24 protein-coding genes and 1 pseudogene are annotated in these 25,189 nt (G+C 72.7%); 19 read left to right on the top strand and 6 right to left on the bottom strand.

Going from position 1 to position 25,189, the window contains the following annotated elements; genetic code table 11:
• Positions 1-40: 40 nt before the first annotated feature.
• The 6 genes from ACFYMM_RS02830 (at position 41) to ACFYMM_RS02805 (ending at position 6,014) form a co-directional block, all read left to right on the top strand.
• Positions 41-1,477, top strand: coding sequence for an NAD(P)H-hydrate dehydratase (locus tag ACFYMM_RS02830; RefSeq protein WP_388383131.1), 1,437 nt, complete (start codon positions 41-43; stop codon positions 1,475-1,477).
• A gap of 144 nt (positions 1,478-1,621) precedes the next feature.
• Entirely contained in the window at positions 1,622-2,629 is a 1,008-nt protein-coding gene (locus tag ACFYMM_RS02825) for a L,D-transpeptidase family protein (protein WP_388383129.1), read from the top strand.
• A gap of 48 nt (positions 2,630-2,677) precedes the next feature.
• Positions 2,678-3,847 carry an alanine racemase gene (gene alr / locus ACFYMM_RS02820; protein WP_388383126.1) on the top strand — a complete coding sequence of 390 codons (1,170 nt, stop codon included), beginning with the start codon at positions 2,678-2,680 and terminating at the stop codon, positions 3,845-3,847.
• Between the two features lie 141 nt (positions 3,848-3,988).
• A complete protein-coding gene (locus ACFYMM_RS02815; protein WP_388383123.1) occupies positions 3,989-5,248 on the top strand; it encodes an alpha/beta fold hydrolase in 1,260 nt (419 codons plus the stop codon).
• The gene (gene tsaE / locus ACFYMM_RS02810) at positions 5,214-5,726 is read left to right on the top strand and encodes a tRNA (adenosine(37)-N6)-threonylcarbamoyltransferase complex ATPase subunit type 1 TsaE (protein WP_388383121.1); all 513 of its coding nucleotides are present in this window, start codon (positions 5,214-5,216) and stop codon (positions 5,724-5,726) included. Before ACFYMM_RS02815 ends, tsaE begins: the two co-directional genes overlap by 35 nt.
• Before the next feature lie 123 nt (positions 5,727-5,849).
• Positions 5,850-6,014, top strand: coding sequence for a hypothetical protein (locus ACFYMM_RS02805; RefSeq protein ID WP_388383120.1), 165 nt, complete (start codon positions 5,850-5,852; stop codon positions 6,012-6,014).
• 51 nt (positions 6,015-6,065) lie between these two features.
• Here ACFYMM_RS02805 and ACFYMM_RS02800 read toward each other — a convergent pair whose 3' ends face one another.
• Positions 6,066-6,626: a hypothetical protein gene (locus ACFYMM_RS02800; RefSeq protein WP_388383118.1), complete on the bottom strand. Its 561-nt coding sequence runs from the start codon at positions 6,624-6,626 to the stop codon at positions 6,066-6,068.
• Positions 6,627-6,739: 113 nt separating this feature from the next.
• On the opposite strand from ACFYMM_RS02800, the gene tsaB reads away from it, so the two are divergent.
• Genes tsaB through ACFYMM_RS02780 form a run of 4 tightly spaced genes read left to right on the top strand, consistent with a single transcriptional unit; the run spans position 6,740 to position 9,258 of the window.
• The gene (tsaB, locus tag ACFYMM_RS02795; protein ID WP_388383116.1) at positions 6,740-7,396 is read left to right on the top strand and encodes a tRNA (adenosine(37)-N6)-threonylcarbamoyltransferase complex dimerization subunit type 1 TsaB; all 657 of its coding nucleotides are present in this window, start codon (positions 6,740-6,742) and stop codon (positions 7,394-7,396) included.
• Positions 7,397-7,413: 17 nt separating this feature from the next.
• Complete coding sequence (rimI, locus tag ACFYMM_RS02790; protein WP_388383318.1) at positions 7,414-7,890, top strand: ribosomal protein S18-alanine N-acetyltransferase; 477 nt, start codon at positions 7,414-7,416, stop codon at positions 7,888-7,890.
• On the top strand, positions 7,883-8,968 hold the full coding sequence (gene tsaD, locus ACFYMM_RS02785; RefSeq protein WP_388383114.1) for a tRNA (adenosine(37)-N6)-threonylcarbamoyltransferase complex transferase subunit TsaD: 1,086 nt from the start codon (positions 7,883-7,885) through the stop codon (positions 8,966-8,968). The genes rimI and tsaD overlap by 8 nt, the downstream gene beginning before the upstream one ends.
• A complete protein-coding gene (locus ACFYMM_RS02780) occupies positions 8,965-9,258 on the top strand; it encodes a hypothetical protein (RefSeq protein WP_388383113.1) in 294 nt (97 codons plus the stop codon). The genes tsaD and ACFYMM_RS02780 overlap by 4 nt, the downstream gene beginning before the upstream one ends.
• A 27-nt stretch (positions 9,259-9,285) precedes the next feature.
• Here the strand turns inward: ACFYMM_RS02780 and ACFYMM_RS02775 are convergent, their stop codons facing one another.
• Together ACFYMM_RS02775 and ACFYMM_RS02770 are read right to left on the bottom strand one after the other, a co-directional pair.
• Positions 9,286-10,164, bottom strand: coding sequence for a hypothetical protein (locus tag ACFYMM_RS02775; RefSeq protein ID WP_388383111.1), 879 nt, complete (start codon positions 10,162-10,164; stop codon positions 9,286-9,288).
• Positions 10,165-10,500: 336 nt separating this feature from the next.
• Positions 10,501-12,810, bottom strand: coding sequence for a glycoside hydrolase family 3 N-terminal domain-containing protein (locus ACFYMM_RS02770; protein ID WP_388383110.1), 2,310 nt, complete (start codon positions 12,808-12,810; stop codon positions 10,501-10,503).
• 111 nt (positions 12,811-12,921) lie between these two features.
• Between ACFYMM_RS02770 and ACFYMM_RS02765 the strand changes: the two genes are divergently transcribed.
• The 5 genes and pseudogenes from ACFYMM_RS02765 (at position 12,922) to ACFYMM_RS02745 (ending at position 17,845) form a co-directional block, all read left to right on the top strand.
• Complete coding sequence (locus tag ACFYMM_RS02765; RefSeq protein ID WP_388383108.1) at positions 12,922-13,968, top strand: LacI family DNA-binding transcriptional regulator; 1,047 nt, start codon at positions 12,922-12,924, stop codon at positions 13,966-13,968.
• 94 nt (positions 13,969-14,062) lie between these two features.
• On the top strand, positions 14,063-15,412 hold the full coding sequence (locus ACFYMM_RS02760) for an endo-1,4-beta-xylanase (RefSeq protein WP_388383106.1): 1,350 nt from the start codon (positions 14,063-14,065) through the stop codon (positions 15,410-15,412).
• A 49-nt stretch (positions 15,413-15,461) separates the two neighbouring features.
• A pseudogene (locus tag ACFYMM_RS02755) lies at positions 15,462-15,892 on the top strand (LCP family protein); the annotation flags it as partial.
• A gap of 213 nt (positions 15,893-16,105) precedes the next feature.
• Positions 16,106-16,462, top strand: a complete 357-nt coding sequence (locus ACFYMM_RS02750) for a YciI family protein (RefSeq protein ID WP_388383316.1) — start codon at positions 16,106-16,108, stop codon at positions 16,460-16,462.
• A gap of 42 nt (positions 16,463-16,504) precedes the next feature.
• Positions 16,505-17,845, top strand: coding sequence for an RNA polymerase sigma factor (locus tag ACFYMM_RS02745; RefSeq protein ID WP_388383104.1), 1,341 nt, complete (start codon positions 16,505-16,507; stop codon positions 17,843-17,845).
• A 24-nt stretch (positions 17,846-17,869) separates the two neighbouring features.
• On the opposite strand, the gene ACFYMM_RS02740 is transcribed toward ACFYMM_RS02745, so the two are convergent.
• A complete protein-coding gene (locus tag ACFYMM_RS02740) occupies positions 17,870-19,042 on the bottom strand; it encodes a methyltransferase domain-containing protein (protein ID WP_388383102.1) in 1,173 nt (390 codons plus the stop codon).
• A gap of 135 nt (positions 19,043-19,177) precedes the next feature.
• Between ACFYMM_RS02740 and ACFYMM_RS02735 the strand changes: the two genes are divergently transcribed.
• The 4 genes from ACFYMM_RS02735 to groL all read left to right on the top strand — a co-directional run bounded on the left by ACFYMM_RS02735 (position 19,178) and on the right by groL (position 23,506).
• Complete coding sequence (locus ACFYMM_RS02735; RefSeq protein ID WP_388383101.1) at positions 19,178-20,068, top strand: polysaccharide deacetylase family protein; 891 nt, start codon at positions 19,178-19,180, stop codon at positions 20,066-20,068.
• A 35-nt stretch (positions 20,069-20,103) separates the two neighbouring features.
• Entirely contained in the window at positions 20,104-20,913 is an 810-nt protein-coding gene (locus ACFYMM_RS02730) for a polysaccharide deacetylase family protein (protein WP_388383314.1), read from the top strand.
• Positions 20,914-21,446: 533 nt separating this feature from the next.
• Positions 21,447-21,755, top strand: coding sequence for a co-chaperone GroES (gene groES / locus ACFYMM_RS02725; protein WP_003998759.1), 309 nt, complete (start codon positions 21,447-21,449; stop codon positions 21,753-21,755).
• A 125-nt stretch (positions 21,756-21,880) separates the two neighbouring features.
• Positions 21,881-23,506 (top strand): chaperonin GroEL, encoded by a 1,626-nt coding sequence (gene groL, locus ACFYMM_RS02720; RefSeq protein WP_388383098.1) that lies wholly within the window; start codon positions 21,881-21,883, stop codon positions 23,504-23,506.
• Positions 23,507-23,593: 87 nt separating this feature from the next.
• On the opposite strand, the gene ACFYMM_RS02715 is transcribed toward groL, so the two are convergent.
• The gene (locus tag ACFYMM_RS02715) at positions 23,594-24,301 is read right to left on the bottom strand and encodes an ester cyclase (protein WP_388383096.1); all 708 of its coding nucleotides are present in this window, start codon (positions 24,299-24,301) and stop codon (positions 23,594-23,596) included.
• A 75-nt stretch (positions 24,302-24,376) separates the two neighbouring features.
• The gene (locus ACFYMM_RS02710) at positions 24,377-25,150 is read right to left on the bottom strand and encodes an SDR family NAD(P)-dependent oxidoreductase (RefSeq protein ID WP_388383094.1); all 774 of its coding nucleotides are present in this window, start codon (positions 25,148-25,150) and stop codon (positions 24,377-24,379) included.
• Between the last annotated feature and the right edge of the window lie 39 nt (positions 25,151-25,189).

Here is a 25,189-nt window from a genome sequence, read left to right as displayed (position 1 = left end):
CGGGAAGCGAGCGGTACCGGATTCGGGGCAGACTCGACCCATGCGTACCGCTCATACCGTGGAAACCGTAAGGACAGCCGAGCGCGAGCTGATGGCGCGGGTCCCCGAGGGGGCCCTCATGCAGCGGGCCGCCGCCGGACTGGCCGCCGCCTCGGCCGAGTTGCTCGGGCGGGTGTACGGCCGCCGGGTCGTCCTGCTCGTCGGCAGCGGGGACAACGGGGGAGACGCGCTGTACGCCGGGGCGAGGCTCGCCCGGCGTGGCGCGGGGGTCACCGCCGTACTCCTCAACCCCGAGCGCGCCCATCCCGGGGGACTCGCGGCACTGCGGCGGGCGGGGGGCGTCGTCGTGCCGGCGGCGGCCGGCGGCGCCGGCACGCACATCGCGCGTGCCGACCTCGTCCTGGACGGGATCGTCGGCATCGGCGGGAAGGGCGGGCTGCGGGCGGACGCCGAGGCGCTGGCCGCCGCCGTCGAACGATCCGGCGCCGCCGTCGTCGCCGTCGACCTGCCGAGCGGGGTCGACGCGGACAGCGGAGAGGTGCGCGGGACCGCCGTACGCGCCGATCTCACCGTCACCTTCGGCACGCACAAGCCCGGACTGCTGATCGACCCGGCCCGGGAGTACGCCGGCTCCGTCCGCCTCGTCGACATCGGGCTCGAACTGCCCGCCGAGGCCGAACTGGAGGCCCTGCAGCACGCCGACGTGGCCGCGCTGCTGCCCCGGCCCGCCGCCGAGAGCGACAAGTACCGGCGGGGGGTGGTGGGCATCGCCGCCGGCTCCGTCCGGTATCCGGGGGCCGCCGTGCTCGCCGTCGCCGGGGCCCTGCGGGGCGGGGCCGGCGCGGTCCGGTACGTCGGGCCCGCCGGGGACGCCGTCATCGCCCGGTTCCCGGAGACGCTCGTGTCCGGTCAGGGGCCGAGGAAGGCCGGGCGGGTCCAGGCCTGGGTGGTGGGGCCCGGCGCCGGGGACGACGCGGCCACCGTGGCCGAGGTGCTGGGGTCCGACGTGCCGGTGCTGCTCGACGCGGACGGGCTGCGGCTGGCCGAACGGGACGCGGTCCGGGGCCGTACGGCTCCCACGCTGATGACCCCGCACGCCGGGGAGGCCGCCGCGCTGCTCGGGGTGCGGCGCGAGGAGGTCGAGGGGGCGCGGCTGGAGTCCGCGCGGAGGCTGGCCGCGCTGTACGGGGCGACCGTGTTGCTCAAGGGGTCGACGACGTTGGTCGCCGACGGCGCGGGAGGGACCGTACGGGTGAACCCGACCGGGACGCCGTGGCTGGCCACCGCCGGGAGCGGGGACGTGCTGTCGGGGCTGGCCGGGTCCCTGCTGGCGGCCGGGCTCACGGCGCTGGACGCGGGCAGCGTGGCGGCCTATCTGCACGGCCTCGCGGGGCGGTTCGCGTCGGACGGGGCGCCGGCGGGGGCCCACGACGTGGCGGCGCGGATCCCGGAGGCGTGGCGGGATGTACGGGACTGACGCCGCCGTACAGGGCCGTGCGGGTGTCTGTCGGGTGGTCCGACCGCTCTCTTATCGGGTGAACCGACCGCGCGGCTTCCGTGATCCCGGCGGGCGGGGCGTTTGGCTGATCGCATGGTCAGCACACGAATGATCAACCGAAGAATGACCGGCACGCGGCTCGCGTTCCGAGGCATCGCCGTACTGCTCGCCACTGCCACGGCGACCGCCTCTGCCTCAGCGACTGCCTCCGCCTCTGCCTCCGCATCCACCTCCGCATCCACCTCCACCTCCACCTCCACCACCGCCTTCGCCGCGCCACTCGTCCCCGCCACGGTTCTCGGCGCCACCGCGCCCCGCGTCGCCGCGCCCGCGCCTCCCGCCGTCGCCGGCGCGGAGACGGAGCTGGTGCCCGGCATCCCGCCCGGCCCCGCCCAGCCGTGGGAGATCGACACGCCCGACCAGATGCTGCCCCCGAAGGTGTACACGCCCAGCGCGGCCGAGGACGCCGTGGAGCCGAAGGACGCGGCGCCGGGGGCGTACGACCTCGTCGAGTACGTGCCCCTCGGTGACGTCGTCGCCAAGGTGGCGTGCAGCAAGCAGGCCGGTCCCTACCAGCGGCAGGTCGAGCGGTGGCTTAAGCGGAAGGTCGACGGCAAGCAGTCCACGGGCGACTGCAAGGCCATCCGCGCCTTCCAGAAGAAGCACGGGATCAAGCCCGCCATCGGGTTCGCGGGTCCGGTCACCTGGTCGACCATGATGCTGATCTCGGCGGGGAAGAACCCCAACGCGGCCAAGAAGTGCCCGGTGCGCTCCTACCGGGTCGCCTGTGTGGACCTGAACCGGCAGCTGACCTGGGTGCAGAAGGGCAAGAAGGTGATCTTCGGCCCGGTGCCGATGCGCAGCGGACGCAAGGGACATGTGACCCGGGGCGGCTGGCACCGGATCTACTGGCGGCACAAGAACCACTGGTCGACGCTGTACAACCAGCCCATGCCGTACGCCCAGTTCTTCGACGGCGGCGAGGCCTTCCACGCCGTCTACGGCAGCATCTACACCACCGTCGGTTCCTGGGGCTGTGTCAACCTCGAACTGAAGGACGCGCGCAAGCTGTGGGACGTGCTGAAGCTGAACGACCGGGTATACGTCTGGGGGCGGCGAGCCGGTTCGTAGGGCCTGCGCCCCAGGGCGTCCGGGGGCCTCTGAGACACTGGGGGCGCGATGAGTGAGACAGCACCTGCGCCGACCGCGCCCCTGCGCGCCCGCGCCGAGATCGACCTGGCCGCCCTGCGGGCCAACGTGCGCGCCCTGCGTGCCCGCCTCGCGCCGGGCGCGGCCCTGATGGCCGTGGTCAAGTCCGACGCTTACGGCCACGGGGCGGTGCCGTGTGCCCGCGCGGCCGTCGAGGCGGGCGCGGACTGGCTCGGCACGGCCACGCCCGAGGAGGCCCTGGCGCTGCGCGCGGCCGGTCTGCCGGGGCGGATCATGTGCTGGCTGTGGACGCCGGGCGGCCCCTGGCGGCAGGCGGTCGAGGCCGACCTCGACGTGTCCGTCAGCGGGATGTGGGCGCTGCGCGAGGTGACCGGGGCGGCCCGGGAGGCCGGGCGGACCGCCCGCGTGCAGCTGAAGGCCGACACGGGACTCGGCCGGGGCGGCTGCCAGCCCGCCGACTGGTCCGAACTGGTGGCCGAGGCCCGGCGCGCCGAGAGCGAGGGCCTGATCCGGGTCACCGGGCTGTGGTCGCACTTCGCCTGCGCCGACGAGCCGGGCCACCCCTCCATCGCCGCACAGCTCGGCCGGTTCAGGGAGATGCTGGCGTACGCCGAGGATCAGGGCGTGCGCCCCGAGGTGCGGCACATCGCCAACTCGCCCGCCACGCTGACCCTCCCCGAGACCCACTTCGACCTGGTCCGCACCGGGATCGCGCTCTACGGCGTCTCGCCCAGCGCGGAGCTCGGCAGCCCGGCCGACTTCGGCCTGCGCCCGGTGATGACGCTCTCGGCGTCCCTGGCGCTGGTCAAACACGTGCCGGGCGGTCACGGCGTCAGCTACGGCCACCACTACGTGACCGCCGGCGAGACGACCCTCGGGCTGGTCCCCGTCGGCTACGCGGACGGTGTCCCGCGCCATGCCTCCGGCTCCGGGCCGGTGCTGGTCGGCGGCAAGTGGCGGACGGTCGCCGGGCGGGTCGCGATGGACCAGTTCGTGGTCGACCTCGGCGGCGACGAGCCCGCCGCGGGCGACGAGGCGATCCTGTTCGGCCCCGGCGACCGTGGCGAGCCCACCGCCGAGGACTGGGCGCAGGCCGCGGGCACGATCGCCTACGAGATCGTCACCCGGATCGGAACCCGTGTTCCTCGCGTCTATGTGAACGAGGAACAGGACGGGTAAACGGACCAGTAGACGCACGGGCAGAAGGACGGACGACCGTCCGGGGGCGTCCGTCGGCCGCGCGCCACGGTACCGCCCGCCACGCTGACACCTGTACGACCGGTAACTGGAACACTGCGGCACGGCGAAGAGGAGCGGTACGTGAGCGAGAGCAGTGCGGAGGCCGTGGCCGACGCCGCCGCGGTGGTCGTCGCCTCCGCCGCCGGGGCGGCCGGGGGCTGGCGCAAGGCGACCGGCATCGCCGGGGCCGCGATAGGCGTACTCGCCGCCGGTGCGGCCGCCGGCGTCGCCGTGGAGCGCATGACGGTCGGCCGGGGGGTGCGCCGCAAGGCCCGGCTGGCGCTGGACTCGGCGGGACCGTACGGCACCCTGCGCGGCACCCCCGGCAAGGCGTACGCCGACGACGGCACCGAGCTGTACTACGAGGTCGACGACGTCGAGCCCGACGCGGGCGGTCCGAACCTGTCCCCGCGCCGGCGCCGGCTCTTCGGCCGCAAGGCACCCGCCCCGGTCACCGTCGTCTTCAGCCACGGCTACTGCCTCAGCCAGGACTCCTGGCACTTTCAGCGCGCGGCGCTGCGCGGCGTCGTACGGACCGTGCACTGGGACCAGCGCAGCCACGGGCGCTCCGGGCGGGGCGTGGGCCAGCTCCAGAACGGCGTGGCGCTCACCATCGACCAGCTCGGCCGCGACCTCAAGGCGGTCGTCGACGCGGCCGTGCCGGACGGGCCGATCGTGCTCGTCGGGCACTCCATGGGCGGGATGACGGTGATGGCGCTGGCCGCCCAGTACCCGGAACTGATCCGCGAACGGGTGGTCGCCACCGCCTTCGTGGGTACCTCCTCCGGGCGGCTCGGCGAGGTCAACTTCGGTCTGCCGGTGGCCGGGGTCAACGCGGTGCGCCGGGTGCTCCCCGGGGTGCTCAAGGCGCTGGGGCAGCAGGCGGCGCTGGTGGAGAAGGGGCGGCGGGCCACGGCCGAGCTGTTCGCCGGGATCATCAAGCGGTACTCGTTCGCCTCCCGGGACGTCGATCCGGCGGTGGAGCGGTTCGCCGAGCGGATGATCGAGTCCACCCCGATCGACGTGGTCGCCGAGTTCTACCCGGCCTTCACCGACCACGACAAGACCGAGGCGCTCGCCCTCTTCCGGGACTTCCCGGTGCTGGTGCTGGCCGGAGTGAAGGACCTGGTCACCCCCAGCGAGCACAGCGAGGCCATCGCCGACCTGCTGCCGGACGCCGAACTGGTCCTCGTGCCGGACGCCGGGCACCTGGTGATGCTGGAGCACCCGGAGGTGGTCACCGACCGCCTCGCCGACCTCCTCACCCGCGCCGGTGCCGTGCCCGCAGGGGCTACGGTAAGTGGCTATGGAAGCACCAGCAGCACCGCACAACCCCGTTGAGACCCAGCTGATCGTCAACTCCCCCGAGCAGATGCGGGAGGTGGGCCGACGCCTGGCCAAGCTGCTGCGCGCGGGCGACCTGGTGATGCTCACCGGGGAACTCGGGGCGGGCAAGACGACGCTGACCCGGGGCCTCGGCGAGGGGCTCGGCGTGCGCGGCGCGGTCACCTCGCCCACCTTCGTGATCGCCCGTGTGCATCCCTCCCTGGTCGACGGCCCGCCGCTCGTCCACGTCGACGCCTACCGCCTGGCCGGCGGCCTCGACGAGATGGAGGACCTCGACCTCGACGTCTCGCTGCCCGACTCGGTGATCGTCGTGGAGTGGGGCGAGGGCAAGGTCGAGGAGCTGACCGAGGACCGCCTCCAGGTCGTCATCCACCGGGCCGTCGGCGACACGACCGACGAGGTCCGGCACGTGACGGTGACCGGTCTGGGCGAGCGGTGGACGACCGTGGATCTCGGGGCGCTGTCCGCCTGAGGGAACTTTCCGACAAGCCGTCGGCAACATATTGCGCTGGAGCCGTCGGGCGTGGTCACATGGTATCCAGCACGTAGTTAGGTGTGCCTAACTACCTCCGCCCCCGTACCTCAGGAGGCGTCCATGCCCGCTTCTCAGCCCATGGCACGGCCGTACGCGGCCGCCGGGGTCTCGATGCGCGATCTGCTGGCGTCGTGCGCGGCCGCGGACGTGATCTCCACACCCCCGAGGGAACCGGAACCGGAGACCCCCGTGAAGCCGACGGAAGGGCACCGCGAGGCGGCGTAGCCGGGAACAGGACCGGCCCCGAGCCTGGCGCGGGGCCGCCCGGGAACCGCCCTAGTGGATCACGACGACCCATACCCCGATCGTCGCGAACCGCCACATGGCGTCGCCGTCCGCCCGCTTCTCGCGGATGCCGCCCGTCCTGGTCACCGGGTCCGGGGGTGCGGCGGAGCCGTCGCCCACCGCCGCGCTGAAGCCGATCGTGACCCCGTCCAGCGTGGTGAAGCGGACGACGTGCTCGATGGGGGTGCCGTCGGTGCCGGTGACCGCGTTGGAGCGGGAGGTGACCCGGTACCTGCCCGGCAGCGGGTCCACGGTGCCGGGCCGTACCGTGAAGGTGCGCTGCACCCGGTTCCGTTCGGTGACCAGCCAGACCCGGTCGGTGTCCACCGAGTACACGACCCGTTCACCCGTTCCGGAGGAGGCGGGCAGCGCGGTGGGGTCGCGCCGGTCCCGGGACGTCCTGGCGGCGTTCGGCCCGGGCGCGCCGCTCGCCGTGACCCTGGCGCCCAGTCCCGCCGGTACGGTCGCCGACGCCTGGTAGGCGAGGAAACCCACGGCTCCCACGGCCGCCGCGGTGAGCCCGGCCACGATCCCCGCGCTGGTCCCTGCCACGTGCGCCCACCTCTGTCTCGCGTCATTTGTCGTACTTCGTACAGACGGTAGCAGTCCGTGACCACCCCACCGGGACGGCCGCCCGCCACGCGCGAGAGCCGTAGGCTGTTCGCGTGCTCTTGCTCGCTCTGGATACCGCCACCCCCGCCGTCACCGTCGCGCTGCACGACGGCACGGACGTCATCGCCTCGTCGAGCCAGGTGGACGCGCGCCGGCACGGAGAGCTGCTGCTGCCGGCCGTCGACCGCGTCCTCGCCCAGGCCGGCCTCACGCTGGACACCGTCACCGGGATCGTCGTCGGCACCGGTCCCGGCCCCTACACCGGGCTGCGCGTCGGCCTGATGACCGCGGACACCTTCGGTCTCGCGCTCGGCGTGCCGGTGCACGGGCTGTGCACGCTGGACGGCCTCGCCTACGCCGCCGACATCGAGAAGGGGCCCTTCGTCGTGGCGACCGACGCCCGGCGCAAGGAGGTCTACTGGGCCACGTACGCCGACTCCCGCACCCGGCTCACCGACCCGGCCGTGGACCGGCCCGCCGACATCGCCGAACGGGTGACCGGGCTGCCGGCCGTCGGCGCCGGCGCGCTGCTCTACCCCGACACCTTCCCGCAGGCCCACGAACCGGAGCACATCTCCGCCGCCGCCCTCGCCTCCCTGGCCGCCGAGAAGCTGGCCGCGGGCGAGGAGCTGCCGGCGCCCCGGCCGCTGTACCTGCGCCGGCCCGACGCCCAGGTCCCCAAGAACTACAAGGTGGTCACCCCGAAGTGACCGCACGACTGCGTGAGATGCGCTGGTGGGACATCGACCCGGTCCTGGAGCTGGAGAAGGACCTGTTCCCCGAGGACGCCTGGTCGCGGGGCATGTTCTGGTCCGAGCTGGCCCATTCCCGCGGCGCCGAGGCGACCCGGCGCTACCTGGTGGCCGAGGACGGGACCGGCCGGATCGTCGGATACGCGGGCCTTGCGGCCTCCGGTGAACTGGCCGACATCCAGACCATCGCCGTGGCCCGCGACCACCAGGGCACCGGCCTCGGCGGACGGCTGCTCACCGAGCTGCTGAAAGCCGCCACCGCCTTCGAGTGCGCCGAGGTCATGCTCGAATGCCGGGTCGACAACCTTCCCGCCCAGAAGCTCTACGAGCGCTTCGGCTTCGCCCCCATCGGCTTCAGACGCGGCTACTACCAGCCGGGCAACGTGGACGCCCTGGTGATGCGCCTGACCGACCCTTCCTCATCCGTGCAAGGAACTGAGATCAATGGCTGACGAACCCCTGGTACTGGGGATCGAGACCTCCTGCGACGAGACCGGCGTCGGCATCGTGCGCGGCACCACCCTGCTCGCCGACGCCATCGCCTCCAGCGTCGACGAGCACGCCCGCTTCGGCGGTGTCGTACCCGAAGTGGCGTCCCGGGCGCACCTGGAGGCGATGGTCCCGACCATCGACCGCGCGCTGAAGGAGGCCGGGGTCTCGGCCCGGGACCTGGACGGCATCGCGGTGACCGCCGGTCCCGGCCTGGCCGGCGCCCTGCTGGTCGGCGTCTCGGCCGCGAAGGCGTACGCCTACGCGCTGGGCAAGCCCCTGTACGGCGTCAACCACCTCGCCTCGCACATCTGCGTGGACCAGCTGGAGCACGGCCCGCTGCCCGAGCCGACCATGGCGCTGCTGGTCAGCGGCGGCCACTCCTCGCTGCTGCTGTCCTCGGACATCACCTCGGACGTCCGCCCCATGGGCGCCACGATCGACGACGCGGCGGGCGAGGCCTTCGACAAGATCGCCCGTGTGCTGAACCTGGGCTTCCCGGGCGGCCCGGTCATCGACCGGTACGCCAAGGAGGGCGACCCGGCGGCGATCGCCTTCCCGCGCGGCCTGACCGGGCCCCGCGACCCGGCCTACGACTTCTCCTTCTCCGGTCTGAAGACGGCCGTGGCCCGCTGGATCGAGGCGAAGCGGGCGGCGGGCGAGGAGGTCCCGGTGCGGGACGTCGCCGCCTCCTTCCAGGAGGCCGTGGTGGACGTACTGACCCGCAAGGCCGTACGGGCCTGCAAGGACGAGGGCGTCGACCACCTGATGATCGGCGGCGGAGTGGCCGCGAACTCGCGGCTCCGGGTGCTGGCCCAGGAGCGCTGCGAGGCGGCCGGCATCCGGCTGCGGGTTCCGCGCCCCAAGCTGTGCACCGACAACGGCGCGATGGTGGCGGCCCTGGGCGCGGAGATGGTGTCCCGGAACCGGGCGGCCTCCGGCTGGGACCTGTCCGCGGACTCCTCGCTGCCGGTGACCGACCCGCATGTGCCGGGCCACGACCATGTGCACGAGGTCGGCGAGGAGAACCTCTACTCGTGACGGTCGCGCTGATGTGGGAGGCCCGGGCGGCCCGGGGCAGGGGGGACGACCTCCTCACCTGGGCGCGTGGACAGCGGCTCGCCGGGCAGCCACTGCGCCGGGAGGCCTTCCGGGCGCCCGAGGACCGGGTCCTGGTGATCACCTGGTGGGAGGGGTCGTACGACGCCGAACTGCCGGAGCTGCCCGAGCCGCCCGGGGACCTGGTCACCCGGGCGGTGCACCGGTGGCGGTTCGAGTCGGTGGAATGCGAGTCGGTGGAATGCGAGTCGGCGCGCGTGGACGGGCACTGACCGGGCGCAGCCCGGTACCGACGGCTCCTAACGCCTGGCCCGCTGCGGCTGGGTCGCCTCCGCCTCCGGGCCCTCGTGCTCCGGTCCCGCGGTCATGGGGGCGGCACGGCGCTCCCTCAGGTGAGCGGAGCCCATCAGCCCGAACAGGACGGCCAGCAGGACCGCCGAGGAGCCGGCCGTGCCCAGGTCGAGGCCGCCCTTGGCGACCGGCTTGGTCAGGAGGTCACCGGCGGTGGCGCCGAGCGGGCGGGTGAGGACGAAGGCGATCCAGAACAGCACCACGTTCGGCACCACGGGCACCTTCGTCAGCGCGAGCAGCACGGCCAGCGCACCCGACACGAGGAGCGCGCCGCCCAGGTAGCCGAGGCCGGAGCTGTCGGAGAGGTAGTCGCCCATCGAGGTGCCGAGGGTGTTGGAGACGAGGATCGCCGACCAGAACAGCGCCTCGCCGCGGAAGCTGACGATCTCGGTGATCCGGAAGGTCATACCGGTCAGCTTCCAGGCCACGAAGATGGCGGCGAGGAGCGAGATCAGGATCGCGGCGCCGGTGGGGTAGCCGAGACCGAGACCCTGCGGGCCCCAGCCCAGCCGGGTGGCGCCGCCCGAGAGGTATCTGGCGCTGGCGTCACGGTTCATGAAGTCGGACATCGTGGTGCCGGCCATGCTGGTCGACAGGATCACGGTCCAGTAGAAGAACGGGTTGTAGCGGGACGAGCGGAGCTGGATCACCAGCGTCACCACGAACAGCCCGAACAGGGCGAGCGTGGTGAGGAAGTATCCGAGCTTCAGGGTCTGCGCGAAGAGGTCGCCCGCGGTCTCGCCCAGCGTGGTCGCCGCGATCTTCATGATCCAGAACGCCAGCGTGACCTCGGGCAGTTTCTTCATCACCGGTTTCGGCGGGGCCAAGGGTGCTCCTGACGGGGTGGGCGGGGCGGTCGGCAAGCCGGATGTCGTCCGCTCCAGGATTTCTATCCCGTCGGGATGCGCGGCCACACCGGCGCCGGGTCGGCGTCGCCCGGGCGCCCGGGCGGCCCTGGGCCGTTCGGCGGCCCCGGGAGAAGGGCGTCCTCGGCCGGCTGCCGGTGACGTGGTCGATCACGAACCTCACCCCCGTCGGCACCGGGCCCACCCGAAAGAGTGACGCCCGCGGGGGTGGGCTCATGGGGTCCGTCCTCGCGGCACGGTGCCGTGGGAGGCGGTCAGGGTGATCCCCCTCGGTCGCCTCGCCTCGCCTCGCCTTGCCTAGCCGTCGACGTCGCTGGTCGACACCTCGCAGCGCAGCCGACGGTCCGCCCCCACCGCTCGGGCCGGACCCGTCAGGGTGAGCCGGGCGGTGTGCCGGGGATCGGCGCTGGAGGAGGCCAGCCGCAGCTCCAGGTCGCCCGGTTCGACCACCCGGCGGCCCGAGCGGTCGGTGAACGCCGAGAGGTCCGCGTGGAAGTGGAAGGTCACCCGGCGGGACCTGCCGGGGGACAGCTCCAGCCGCTCGTAGCCGACCAGGCGGACGTCCGGGCGGGTCACCGACGCCACCGGGTCGTGCAGATAGAGCTGGACGACCTCGGTGCCCGCGCGCTCGCCCGTGTTGCGGACGGTCAGCGTGAGGTCGTAGGAGCCGTCCGTGGTGATCCGGGGCTCCGAGCCCGTGAAGTCCTCCCAGGCGAAGGTGGTGTAGGACCGCCCGTACCCGAAGGCGTAGAGCGGTGTCGGATCCAGGTTGCTCAGCTCGCCCGCCAGGCCCAGCGGCGGCTGGAGGTACGTCCACGGCTGGCCCCCGGGCACGCGCGGCACGCTCACCGGAAGCCGGCCCGAGGGGTTCACCCGGCCGGACAGGACCCCCGCGACCGCCGGGCCGCCCTCCTCGCCCGGGAAGAACGCCTGGACCACCGCGCCCAGCCGGCCGTGCCAGCGGCCCAGCGCATAGGGGCGGCCGGTCAGCAGGACCAGGACCACCGGGACCCCGGTCGCCACCAGAGCGTCCAGCAACTCCCCCTGCACTCCGGGGAGTTCGAGGTCCGTCACATCGCAGCCCTCGCCGGACGTGCCCCGCCCGAACAGGCCCGCCCGGTCGCCCAGCACCGCCACGCACACGTCCGCCTCCGAGGCCCGCGCCACCGCTTCCGGGAAGCCGGCCCGGTCCGGGTCCGACACCCCGCAGCCCTCGGCGAACGTCACCTTGGCGTCCGGGCGTTCGGCGCGCAGCGCGTCGAGGACGGTCGCGATGTCCAGGCCGAGCGGCACATCGGGGTGCTGGGTGAGGACATGGGACGGGAAGGAGTAGCAGCCGAGCATCGCCAGCGGGTCGGCCGCGCGCGGTCCCACGACCGCGACACGGCTGTCGGCGGCCAGCGGAAGCAGGCCGTCCGGGTTGTCCAGCAGCACCACCGACTCCTCGGCCAGGCGGCGGGCCAGCACCCGGTTCGCCGTGGCGTCGAGGTCGACGCGGCCGGCCGGCTCCGGCCGCCAGTCCTCGTCGAGCAGCCCCAGCCCGCACTTCTGCAGCAGCACACGGCGGGCCGCGCGGTCCACCAGCTCCTCGGCGACGCGCCCCTCCCGTACGGCCGCCACCAGCGGCTTTCCATAGCACTTGAGCGTCGGCAGCTCGACGTCGATGCCCGCCTCCAGCGCCAGCCGGGCCGCGTCCGCCTCGGTCGCGGCGACCCGGTGCAGGCTCTGGAGGAAGCCGATGCCGAAGTAGTCGGCGACCACCGTCCCGGTGAACCCCCACTCCTCGCGCAGGAGTTCGGTGAGCAGGGCGGGATCACCGGAGGCGGGAACGCCGTCGCGCTCGGTGTAGGCCGCCATCACCGATCGCGCCCCGCCCTCCCGCAGCGCCATCTCGAAGGGCGGGAGCGTGACGTCCGCGAACTCCCGGGTGCCCGCCCGCACCGGCGCCAGGTTCCGCGCCCCCGCCGAGGACGCGTACCCGGCGAAGTGCTTGAGCGTGGCGACGACCCCGGCCGACTCCAGCCCCCGCACATACGCGGCGCCGATCGTGCCGACCAGGTAAGGATCCTCGCCGATCGTCTCCTCCACCCGGCCCCAGCGCGGATCGCGTACGACGTCCAGGACGGGCGCCAGGCCCTGGTGGACGCCGACCGAGCGCAGGTCCCCGCCGATCCGCCGGCCCATCTCCTCCACCAGCGGCGGGTCGAAGGACGCGCCCCAGGCGAGCGGGACCGGGTACGCCGTCGCCCCCCAGGCGGTGAAGCCCGCCAGGCACTCCTCGTGGGCGACGGCCGGGATGCCGAACCGGCCCGCAGCGGCGATACGACGCTGGGCGCGGGCCAGTGCCTGCGCGCCCAGCGCCGGGTCAACGGGGGCGGTGCCGAAGGAGCGGGTCAGCTGGCCGAGACCGAGGGTGATCAGCTCGTCCCAGTGGTAGTCGGCGGTCATCTCGCGCTGCAGCGGGGCGACGCCGTCGCCGTCCGTGGCGGCACCCACCCACACGCCGTACAGCTGGGCGGTCTTCTCCTCCAGGGTCATCCGGGAGAGCAGATCGTCCACCCGGGCGTCGGCGGGCAGGGCGGGGTCGCGCCAAGGAGCGGTGGTCATATAACTCCCGTCTCTGCTCACGAATGTTTCGGGCAATGCACCGAATGTTCCGGGAACCTATGGCGGGACTGGGCCTTCGTCAAGAGGTCCCGCAGGGATACGATCGCGGGCATGAAGCCTCCGAAGCCCGCAGAAACGCAGACGGCGACCCTCGCCGAAATCGCCCGTGAGGCCGGCGTGTCCGCTCCGACTGTTTCGAAGGTCCTCAACGGCCGCGCGGATGTCGCCCCGGCGACCCGGCTGCGCGTCGAGGAACTGCTGCGGGCCTACGGCTACCGGCGCCGGCGCGCCGAGGCTTCCCGTTCGCCCCTGATCGACCTGGTCTTCCACGAGCTGGAGAGCGCCTGGGCGATGGAGGTCATCCGGGGCGTGGAGAACGTGGCCCGGGACGCCGGGCTGAGTGTCGTCCTGTCCGAGTCCGCCGGGCGGCTCACCCCCGGGCGGACCTGGGCCGATCAGGTCGCCGCCCGCCGGCCGCACGGTGTCGTGCTGGTGCTGTCCGGGCTCGACGAGTCCCAGCGGGCGCTGCTGACCAGCCGCTCCATCCCGTTCGTGGTGATGGACCCGGCCGGCGACCCCGGCCCCGACGTCCCCTCCATCGGCGCCACCAACTGGCAGGGCGGCCTCGCCGCCACCCGCCACCTGGTCGAACTCGGTCACACCCGGATCGGCGCGATCAGCGGCCCGTCCCGGATGATGTGCAGCCGCGCCCGCCTCGACGGCTACCGGGCGGCCCTGGAGACCGCCGGACTGCCCGTCGACCCGGACCTGGTCAAGACCGGCGACTTCCACCACGAGGCCGGCTACCGCCTGGGACTGGAGCTGCTGCGCCGTCCCGACCGGCCCACCGCCGTCTTCGCGGGCAACGACCTGCAGGCGCTCGGTCTGTACGAGGCCGCGCGAGAGCTGGGGCTGCGCCTGCCCGAGGACCTGAGCGTGGTCGGCTTCGACGACCTGCCGGTGGCCCGTTGGGTGGGCCCGCCGCTGACGACCGTACGGCAGCCGCTGACCGAGATGGCGGAGGCCGCGGCCCGGCTGGTGCTGGAACTGGGCCGCGAGGACGACGAACGGGCGGCGACCCGGGTGGAGCTGGCGACCAGCCTGGTGGTGAGGTCGAGCACCGGAGCGCCTCCCGTGGGCCAGGGGCGCGGGTATTGACGGTGCGGCGCGCGTATTGACGGGTCTGCGGGGTCACCCCACACTGCTCCGAAGCCAGTCGGTTGTACGACCGAAACTTTCGGAGGCGCCCCCGATGAGATCTCTGAGAACAGGCTTGTCCCTCGCATCCCTGGTGACCGGTCTCGCGCTCCTGCTCGCGGCGCCCGCCGCGCACGCCGCCGACACCCCGCTGCGCGACCTCGCGGCAGCCAAGGGAAAGGTCATCGGCACCGCCGTCACCGGCTCCAAGCTCACCGGCGCCTACGGCGACATCGCCGGGGCGCAGTTCAGCTCGCTCACCCCCGGCAACGCCATGAAGTGGGGCACGGTCGAGCCCGCGCAGGGCACCTTCGACTGGACCGAGGCCGACCAGATCGTGGCCTTCGCCCAGGCCCACAACCAGCAGGTGCGCGGCCACACCCTGGTCTGGCACAACCAGAACCCGAGCTGGCTGACCAACGGCAGCTGGACCCCCGCGCAGCTCAGCGGCCTGCTGCAGAACCACATCAGCACCGAGGTGGGCCGCTACAAGGGCAAGATCGCCTCCTGGGACGTGGTCAACGAGCCCTTCAACGAGGACGGCACCTACCGCCCCACCCTCTGGTACGACGGCCTCGGCGCGGACTACATCGCCAACGCCCTGACCTGGGCGCACGCCGCCGATCCGGCCGCCAAGCTGTACATCAACGACTACAACGTCGAGGGCGTCAACGCGAAGTCCACCGCCCTGTACAACCTGGTCAAGTCCCTGAAGGCGCGGGGTGTCCCGATCGACGGGGTGGGCCTCCAGGCCCATCTGATCCTCGGCCAGGTGCCCTCCACCCTCCAGCAGAACATCCAGCGCTTCGCCGACCTGGGCGTGGACGTGGCGATCACCGAGCTGGACATACGGATGGCGCTGCCCGCCGACAGCGCGAAACTCGCCCAGCAGAAGGCCGACTTCACCTCCGTCGTGGCCGCCTGCGTGGCCGTGACCCGCTGTGTCAACGTCACCGTCTGGGGCTTCACCGACTCCGACTCCTGGGTGCCCGGCACCTTCCCGGGGTACGGCGCGGCGACGCCGTACGACGAGAACTACGCGCCGAAACCGGCGTACTACGGCATCTCCGGGGCGCTTGGCGGGACGACGCCCACGCCGCCCCCGCCCGCTGGGGCCTGCCAGGCGGCGTACAGCGTGACCAGCCAGTGGAACACCGGGTTCACCGGGCAGGTGACGATCTCCTGTTCCGGTGCCTCGCTGTCGTCGTGGAAGGCGAACTGGACGTTCGGCGCGGGGCAGCAGATCACCCAGGCCTGGAACGCCACCTGCACCCAGAGCGGCACGGTGGTCAGTTGCGCGAACGCCTCGTACAACGGCTCGGTCCCGGACGGCGGTTCGGTGACGTTCGGGTTCAACGGATCGTGGAGCGGGAGCAATCCGGTGCCTGTAGTGACCCTGGGATGAGTGTGCACGGTCGCCCGGAGTGAGAATCTCCCCAGAGACGGGCCGGCGGGTGGGCCGGCGGTCGAGAGCGCTGAAGGCCGTCGGTCTCACCCCGGCGGGTGCGCTGGTGCTGGGCGCGGGCGCCGCAGGCTGGGCGTACCGGCATCTGAACGGCAACATCAAGAGCGTCGACATCAACAGCGCGCTCGGCCACGACCGCGCCCGGTAGGCGATGACCCCCCGTCCGCCGCCGCCTCGGCGTCCGCCGCCCCGCTGCCCGCCGGGTCCCTGAACATCCTGGTCAAGAGCCGTCTGCTCCTCAAGGCGGGCGCCCACCACCTCGACGGCACCCAGGCCCTCGCCCTGGCCCGCACCCGGTACGGCATCGGCGACGGCAGCGACCTGGGCCGCACAGGCCTGCGGCAGAAGCCGGTCAAGGCCCTGCCGGCACAGTCGGCCGCCACCGACCTGCTCACCGACCCGGGCAGGCTCTACCGGGTGGTGCCCTCCCGGCCGGCGGGACCGGCTGTGGGCGTCCCTGCGCTGAGTGGACGCTCCCTGAGCTGCGCGAACAGCGGCCGGGTCGCCCGCTGCGGAGGTTCCCGGAAGAATCTCGAAGAAATTCCGAGGAGCGTGTCGATCCGGGTGCCGCCCGTTCGACGCAGGGGTGAGAAGGCGGGGACAGCCCCCGCCGTCCCGACCGAAGGAGTCACCATGCCCCGTTACCTGTCGCTCGTGAGGATCGACGAGAAGACCGCCCCCGCCGAGGGCCCCAGCCCCGAGCTGATGCGGCGGATGGGCGAGCTGATCGAGGAGATCACCAAGGCCGGCGTCATGCTCGACACCGCCGGGCTGACCCCCTCCGCCGAGGGCACCCGGGTGCGCTGGGAGGGCGGCCAGATCTCCGTCACCGACGGACCCTTCACCGAGTCCAAGGAGGTCATCGGCGGCTACGCGCTCATGCAGTGCAAGGACAAGGCCGAGGCCCTGGAGTGGACCAAGCGGTTCCTGAAGGTGCACGAGGAGTTCTGGACGGTGACCTGCGAGGTCCGTGAGATCGCCGAGGGCTGAGCCTTCTTGGCCCTGGGGGCTCGGGGGTGTTGCATGTGGGCTGTGGAACCACAGCCCACGGCCGCACACGCCACCGAGCCCGCCCCCGACCCCGCACACGGCACCGCAGGCACCACCGCTGACGCCGCCGAGCACGCCGCCGAGCACGCCATCGAGACCGTCTTCCGGCTCGAATTCCCCCGGGTCGTCGCCGGTGTGGCCCGCCTCGTCCGGGATGTCGGCATCGCGGAGGAACTGGCCCAGGACGCCCTCGTGGCGGCGCTGGAGCGGTGGCCCCGGGACGGGGTGCCGGACAACCCGGGCGCCTGGCTCATGGCCACCGCCCGCCATCGCGCCGTGGACCTGATCCGCCGCCGCGAGACCTACGCCCGCAAACTGGCGGAGATCGGCCGCGACCTGGAGACGACGGCCCCGGCCGGGGAGCCGGCCGACGCCGCCGACCCGGACGACATCGACGACGACCTGCTGCGGCTGGTCTTCACCGCCTGCCACCCGGTGCTGTCGCCCGAGGCCCGCACGGCCCTGACCCTGCGGCTGCTGGGCGGCCTGACCACGGCCGAGATCGCCCGCGCGTTCCTCCTGCCGGAGCCGACGGTCGCCCAGCGCATCGTCCGCGCGAAACGCACCCTGGCCACGAAGAACGTCGCCTTCGAGGTCCCGTACGGCCCCGACCGCGAGGCCCGCCTGGGCTCCGTACTGGACGTCATCTACCTGATCTTCAACGAGGGGTACGCCGCCACGGCGGGCGACGACTGGCTGCGTCCCGCGCTGTGCGAGGACGCCCTCAGGCTGGCCCGTGTCCTGTCCTCCCTCATGCCGAAGGAACCGGAGGTCCACGCCCTCACCGCCCTCCTGGAGTTCCAGGCCTCCCGCTCCGCCGCCCGCACCGGCCCCGACGGCGCGCCGGTCCTGCTCAAGGACCAGAACCGCCGCCGCTGGAACCGCCTGCTCATCTCCCGTGGCGTCACCGCCCTCGGCCGGGCCGAGGCCACCGGCGCCGGCGTCCCCGGCCCCTACACCCTGCAGGCGGCCATCGCGGCCTGCCACGCGCACGCGTACGCCTACGAGGACACGGACTGGGCCGCCATCGCCCGCCTCTACGCCCTGCTCGCCGTCCGGTCCCCGTCCCCGGTGGTCGAGTTGAACCGCGCGGTGGCCGTCTCCATGACGGAGGGCCCGGCCGAGGCGCTGCGCCTGGTGGACGCACTCGCCGGCGAACCCTCGCTGCGGACCTACCACCTGCTGCCGAGCGTCCGCGCCGACCTCCTCTCCCGCCTCGGCCGTACGGCGGAGGCCAGGGCGGAGTTCGAGCGGGCGGCGGCACTGACCCACAACGAACGGGAGCGGGAGCTGTTGCTGCGCAGGGCCGCGGAGACCGGTTGACGGGGCCCGCCGGGTCGACGGGTGTCAGTCCAGCGGGTGGCCGATCAGCATCGTCGGGGCCCCGGCCACGCGGGTCAGGAACACCGTCGCCGAGTTCGGTCCCTGGGGCTTCACCTTCCGGCGCAGTTCCTCCGGTTCCACCGCCGAGCCGCGCTTCTTCACGGTCAGGACGCCGACCCCGCGTTCCCGCAGCAGGGCCTTCAACTTCTTGACGTTGAAGGGGAGTCGGTCGGTGATCTCGTACGCCGACGCGTAGGCCGTCTCCCGGCGCTCGTCCGCCGTGACGTACGCGATCGTCGCGTCGATCAGGCCCCCGTCCAGCTCCCGCGCGACCTCGGCGACCAGGTGGGCACGGATCACGGCGCCGTCGGGCTCGTACAGGTACCGGCCCACCGGCCGTACGGCGGGATCGGGCAGGCCCCGGCCGAGCAGGGAGCGCGGGCCGGGGAGCAGGGTGGCCCGCACGGCGCCCGGGGAGCCCGTGCCGAACCACAGGACCGCCTCCTTGACGTCCCCGCCGTCGGAGATCCACTCGGCCTCCGCCGGCGGCGGGACCGCCTCGTGCGGAATGCCGGGGGCGATCTTCAGGGCGGCCACGGGGGCGGCGGAGGCCGCCGACACCGCCCAGGACAGGGGAGGGGAGTAGGCCTCGGGGTCGAAGATGCGGCCCCGGCCGCCACGCCGGGCCGGGTCCACGAACACCGCGTCGTACGGCGCCGGGTCCACCTCCGTGACGTCGGCCTCCCGCACCTCGATCAGATCGTCCAGCCCGAGCGCCCGCGCGTTCGCCCGGGCCACCGCGGCCGTCAGCGGGTCACGGTCCACCGCGAGCACCCGGATCCCGGCCCGCGCGAGCGCGATCGCGTCACCGCCGATCCCGCAGCACAGGTCGGCCACGGACGTCACCCCCAGCGTCCGCAGGCGCCGCGCCCGGTAGGCCGCCACACTCGCCCGCGTCGACTGTTCCACCCCGTTCGGCGTGAAGAACATCCGCTCCGCGTCCGCCGCCCCGAACTTCACCACCGCCCGCTGCCGCAGCCGGGCCTGGCCGAGCGCCGCCGACACCAGGTCGGCCGGGTGGTCGCGGCGCAGCCGGGTGGCGACGGCGAGTTCGTCGGCCGGCGCGGTCCCGCGCACCTCGTCGAGGAGCGCTCGTCCCTCGGGGGTCAGCAGCGCGTGGAAGGGGAGATCGTTCACCGGCTCATTGTGGGCCAGTCGGTGGATGCTGCGCCCGCGGCGGCGGTGTCGGGCAGGCTTCCGGGCCGGTGCCTGGGAGGATCCGGCACCATGCGACTAGTAGTACAAAATGAAGAAAATCGGTCATCTGGTCCCATGGCGCGGTGCGCCGCGCTCGCCGCCCTCGTCCTCGCCCTCGTGGCCTCCGGCTGCGCGGGTCCCTACCCGGACACCGGTGTCCGGCCCGCCCCCGGCCAGCAGCCGGGGCGGGCCGCCGGCCCGGCACACGACCTGGACTCCCACGCCTCCCGGCTCGCCGCCGAGCACGCCCGCGTGGCCGCGGCCGCCCGGCGCTGGGGACTCGCCCAGGTGCCGCTCACGCCCCCGGCCCCACCGGCCAGGAAGCCGACGATCACCGCGCGCGCCGGCTTCGAGGTGGACGGGCAGGTGGAGGACGACCTGCCCCCCGTCTTCACCACGATCCCCACCAAGCAGAAGGTCGTCTTCCTCACCATCGACGACGGCGCCGAGAAGGACCCGGCGTTCCTGCGCATGATGAGCGAGCTGAAGATCCCGTACACCGCCTTCCTCAGCAACTACCTGGTCAAGGACGACTACGGCTACTTCCGCAAGATGCAGTCCGAGGGCCACACCCTCAACAACCACACCCTCACCCACCCCTACCTGCCCGGCCTCGACTACGAGGAACAGCGGGACGAGATCTGCGGCATGCAGACGATCATGCGCAAACAGTTCGGCAGGCGCCCCGCCGTCTTCCGGCCGCCGTACGGCAACTACAACGGCGACACCCTGCGCGCCGCCAAGTCCTGCGGCATCAAGTACGCGCCGATCTGGGACGAGGAGGTCTTTGTCGACCACTGGGAGTACCGCGAGGACGACCGCAGTCTGCACCCCGGCGACATCGTGCTCACCCACTTCCGCGGCCGCGACGACTGGAACGGCACGATGGTCGACGACATGCGCCGCTTTCTGGAGAAGGTCACCCGGGAGGGCTACGCGGTCGCACGCCTGGAGGACTACCTGTGACGAGCGGGCGGGCGCGGCGGGCGGGGCGGTGCCGGATGCTCCTGGCGGCGGCCCTCACCGCCGCCCTCCTGCCGGCCGGCACCGGCTGCGCCCAGTCCGTCGACCCCATCGAGCGGCTCGGCAGGAAGGCGGCCCAGGAGGTGCGGCCGAACGGGCCGGCCAGGGAGCCGGCGTACCGCCGCTGGGGCCTGCGGTACCCGCTGGCCCCGCCTCCGCACCCGCCGGCCCGCCCGCTGTCGGAGTCCCGCACCCCGGCCCACGCCCGGCCCCCGGTCGTGGACCGCGTCCCCACCACGGACCGGGTCGTCTTCCTCACCTACGACGACGGCGCCGAGCGGGACCCCCGATTCGTCGACCTGGTCCGCGAACTCCGGCTCCCCGTCAGCCTGTTCCTCACCGACAGCGTCGTCGGACCGGGCTACGGCCACTTCGCCCGGCTGCGTTCGGTCGGCGCCACCGTCCAGAACCACACGCTCCACCACCCCGCCCTGCCCGGACTCCCGTACGCCGGCCAGCGCGCCGAGATCTGTGGCCAGCAGGACAAGCTCCGCTCCCGCTTCGGAATCCGCCCCCGCCTGTTCCGCCCGCCCTACGGCAGGTACGACACCACCACCCTGCGCGCGGCGGCCCACTGCGGGATCAGGGCGGTGGTCCTGTGGCGCGCGGCCATGACCGCCACCGGCCTCGCCTGCCCGAGGGGCGACCGCCACCTCCACCCCGGCGACATCGTCCTGGTCGGCCCGGACGAGCCGACGGCCCCCACCCCGAGGAGCCTCACGACCCGCCTCCTGCGCACGATCCAGTCCCAGGGCCTGACGGTGGCCCGCCTGGAGGACTACCTGTAAACCCCCCGCAGCCGCCGCGAGCCGCGCCCGCAACACGCCCAGTCGGGCGCGGCGCCGCCCCCGCACCGCGCGCCCGCAACTGAGCCGTCCGCGCGACCCGCAGCCGCATCGCGCACCCAAACCGAGCCCCCGCACCCCACCGCACCCCACCGCGCCGCCCGCGCGCCCCGCCACCGCGCACCGCGCACCCGCAGCCGTGCTGCCCGCACCCGCAGCCGTGCTGCCCGCACCCGCAGCCGTGCTGCCCGCACCCGCAGCCGTGCTGCCCGCACCCGCAGCCGTGCTGCCCGCGCCCGCAGCGTGCCGTGCTGCCGCGAGGTGCGGCGCGCGCGTGCAAACTGCTGACGCGCCGCACGGCAATTGGCACTCCGCTTGACCGAGTGCTAATCGCAGTCATAGTCTCGGCTCTGGCACTCGACGAAGGAGAGTGCCAACAACGCGACGGGCAGGTCCGGCACCCGCGACGACGGATCGACCTGGTCGCCACCTCAGACAGTTAACCCCGTGAGATCTCCGAAGGGGGAGGTCGGATCGTGACGACCACCAGCTCCAAGGTTGCCATCAAGCCGCTCGAGGACCGCATCGTGGTCCAGCCGCTCGACGCCGAGCAGACCACCGCCTCTGGCCTGGTCATCCCGGACACCGCCAAGGAGAAGCCCCAGGAGGGCGTCGTCCTGGCCGTGGGCCCGGGCCGCTTCGAGAACGGCGAGCGTCTGCCGCTCGACGTCAAGACCGGCGACATCGTGCTGTACAGCAAGTACGGCGGCACCGAGGTGAAGTACAACGGCGAGGAGTACCTCGTCCTCTCGGCTCGCGACGTTCTCGCGATCATCGAGAAGTAAGCATCACCTCGAAGCGAACCTTTGCCTGAGCTGCGCCCCTGGCCCCCCGCGACAGATAACGAAGCCGGGCGCCCGGGGCGCAGTGTCTTTTTCACCCACCAGTTTCCGAGAGGGCTCCCGCTGTCATGGCGAAGATCCTGAAGTTCGACGAGGACGCCCGTCGCGCCCTCGAGCGCGGCGTCAACAAGCTTGCCGACACGGTCAAGGTGACGATCGGTCCCAAGGGCCGCAACGTCGTCATCGACAAGAAGTTCGGCGCCCCGACCATCACCAACGACGGCGTCACCATCGCCCGCGAGGTCGAGATCGAGGACCCGTACGAGAACCTCGGCGCCCAGCTGGTGAAGGAGGTGGCGACCAAGACCAACGACATCGCGGGTGACGGCACCACCACCGCCACCGTGCTCGCCCAGGCGCTGGTGCGCGAGGGCCTGAAGAACGTCGCCGCCGGCGCCTCCCCGGCCGCCCTGAAGAAGGGCATCGACGCCGCCGTCAAGGCCATCTCCGAGGACCTGCTCGCCTCGGCCCGGCCGATCGACGAGAAGTCCGACATCGCCGCCGTGGCCGCGCTGTCCGCCCAGGACCAGCAGGTCGGCGAGCTGATCGCCGAGGCGATGGACAAGGTCGGCAAGGACGGTGTCATCACCGTCGAGGAGTCCAACACCTTCGGTCTGGAGCTGGACTTCACCGAGGGCATGGCCTTCGACAAGGGCTACCTGTCGCCGTACTTCGTGACGGACCAGGAGCGCATGGAGGCCGTCCTGGAGGACCCCTACATCCTGATCAACCAGGGCAAGATCTCCTCCATCCAGGACCTGCTGCCGCTGCTGGAGAAGGTCATCCAGGCCGGCGCGTCCAAGCCGCTGCTGATCATCGCCGAGGACGTCGAGGGCGAGGCCCTGTCGACCCTGGTCGTCAACAAGATCCGCGGCACCTTCAACGCGGTCGCCGTCAAGGCCCCCGGCTTCGGTGACCGCCGCAAGGCGATGCTGGAGGACATGGCGGTCCTCACCGGCGCCACGGTCATCTCCGAGGAGGTCGGCCTCAAGCTCGACCAGGCCGGCCTGGACGTGCTGGGCTCCGCCCGCCGCATCACGGTCACCAAGGACGACACCACCATCGTCGACGGCGCCGGCGACTCCGCCGCCGTCCAGGGCCGCATCGCCCAGATCAAGGCCGAGATCGAGAACACGGACTCCGACTGGGACCGCGAGAAGCTCCAGGAGCGCCTCGCCAAGCTGGCCGGCGGCGTGTGCGTGATCAAGGTCGGCGCCGCCACCGAGGTGGAGCTGAAGGAGAAGAAGCACCGTCTGGAGGACGCCATCTCCGCGACCCGCGCCGCGGTCGAGGAGGGCATCGTCTCCGGTGGTGGCTCCGCCCTGGTCCACGCGGCCAAGGTGCTGGAGGGCGGCCTGGGCAAGTCCGGCGACGAGGCCACCGGTGTCTCCGTCGTCCGCCGCGCGGTCGTCGAGCCGCTGCGCTGGATCGCCGAGAACGCCGGCCTCGAGGGCTACGTCATCACCTCCAAGGTGGCCGAGCTGGAAAAGGGCCAGGGCTTCAACGCCGCCACCGGCGAGTACGGCGACCTGGTCAAGGCCGGCGTCATCGACCCGGTGAAGGTCACCCGCTCCGCCCTGGAGAACGCCGCGTCCATCGCCTCCCTGCTGCTCACGACCGAGACCCTGGTCGTCGAGAAGAAGGAAGAGGAAGAGGCGGCCGCCGGGGGCCACGGCCACGGCCACGCCCACTGACGCACGTCGGTAGATCCGGCTGAAGGCTGAAGGCTGAAGGCCCGGTACCCCGAGGGGTGCCGGGCCTTCACGCTGCCCGGCCGCCCGCTACCGCTCCAGCGCGTCCAGCGCGCCCAGTTGCTGCATCAGACCCAGCTGGTCCTCGTGCCACCACAACTCGGCGATCTTCCCGTCGTCACCGAACCGGCAGATGGTCGTCCCGGTCATCGCGACCTGCCGCCCGGTGTTCGGCAGCCCCAGGAACTCGCCCTTCTGCACAGCCGTCCAGGTCCACCGCGCGCACACCCGGTCGCCCTGGGCGATCAGGTCGTCGACCGTGAAGCTGAAGTCGAAGGCGTCGCGCCACATCCGGAACTCGCTCCGTGCGGCGTCCAGCCCGATCGTGTCCTGAGGGTTCATCGGATCGTGGCTGTGGATGTCCTCCTGCAGCAGGTCGTTGAGCGGTGCCAGTTCGCCCGGGGCCGCCAGGGCGTCCAGGAACCGGCGCACCATGTCCACGGACAACTGCTCGTCCCGTACGACGTCGAGATCCATGAACGTCGGCATCTCGTCGCACAGTGCGACCATCTGCCTGAAGATCCGGTCGGTCTCCGGGAGGTTCGAGTTCCGCATCGCCTCCTCGTACGACGGGAACTCCACGATCTCGATGAGGTGCGACCCGTCCGAACGGTCCCGGCCGACCAGATCGTGCGTCGCCGTCCGCTTCCCCTTGGTCTGCTCGACCCACCTGTCCAACAGCCGGTTCATCTCGTCGAACCGGCTGGTCCTGCACTCGATGAGCTGTACGAACGTCATGACGCCGCCTCCGGCCCCCCTGGTCCGGTTCCGTCACGCCCATTTTCGCACCGGGGCGGCGGCGTCACCCGTCCGCTACTGAGGGCCGTACTTCCGCCCGGTCTTCGAGGTGACGCCGCCGAGCAGGCCGCGCGGGGCCACCTTCACCAGCCCCATCAGCGCCTTGTAGCGGGGATCCGGGATGGACAGCGACTTCCCGCGCGCCAGATCGGCCAGCGCCGCCGTGACCAGTTTGTCCGCGTCCAGCCACAGCCAGCCCGGGATGTTGTCCGTGCCCATCCCGGCCCGCTGGTGGAACTCGGTGCGCACGAAGCCGGGGCACAGCGCCATCAGCCGGACCCCGCTGCCCGCCAGGTCCTTCGCCGCCCCCTGGGTGAACTGCACGACCCACGCCTTGGACGCCCCGTAGGTGCCGCGCGGCACGAAGGCCGCCACCGAGGCCACGTTGACGACACCGCCCCGCCCGCGCTCCCGCATCGCCTCGGCCGCCGCCGAGGTCAGCCGCAGCACCGCCTCGCAGTGCACCTTGAGCATCTTCAGCTCGTCCGCCATCGACACGTCGAGGTAGCGGCCCTTGTTGCCGAAGCCCGCGTTGTTGATCAGCAGGTCGACGGGGTTGCGGCGGTCGCCGAGGCGGGCGGCGACCGTCTCGATTCCGTCGTCGGTCGCCAGGTCGGCGGTGCGGACCTCCGCCTCGATGCCGTGCCGGTCGTGCAGCTCGGTCGCCTGCTCGCGCAGCCGTTTGGTGTCCCGGGCCACCAGGACGAGGTCGTGCCCGTCCGCCGCCAGCCGTCGCGCGAACGCGGCACCGATGCCCGCGGTCGATCCCGTAATGAGAGCCGTTGTCATGGCCCAAGGGTAGTTACCCGGACTGACACGGTCCGCTCC

Source organism: Streptomyces sp. NPDC006739 (assembly GCF_042869815.1).
In the GTDB taxonomy this organism is placed as follows: Bacteria; Actinomycetota; Actinomycetes; order Streptomycetales; family Streptomycetaceae; genus Streptomyces.
This window is presented reverse-complemented; position numbering and strand designations above follow the sequence as displayed.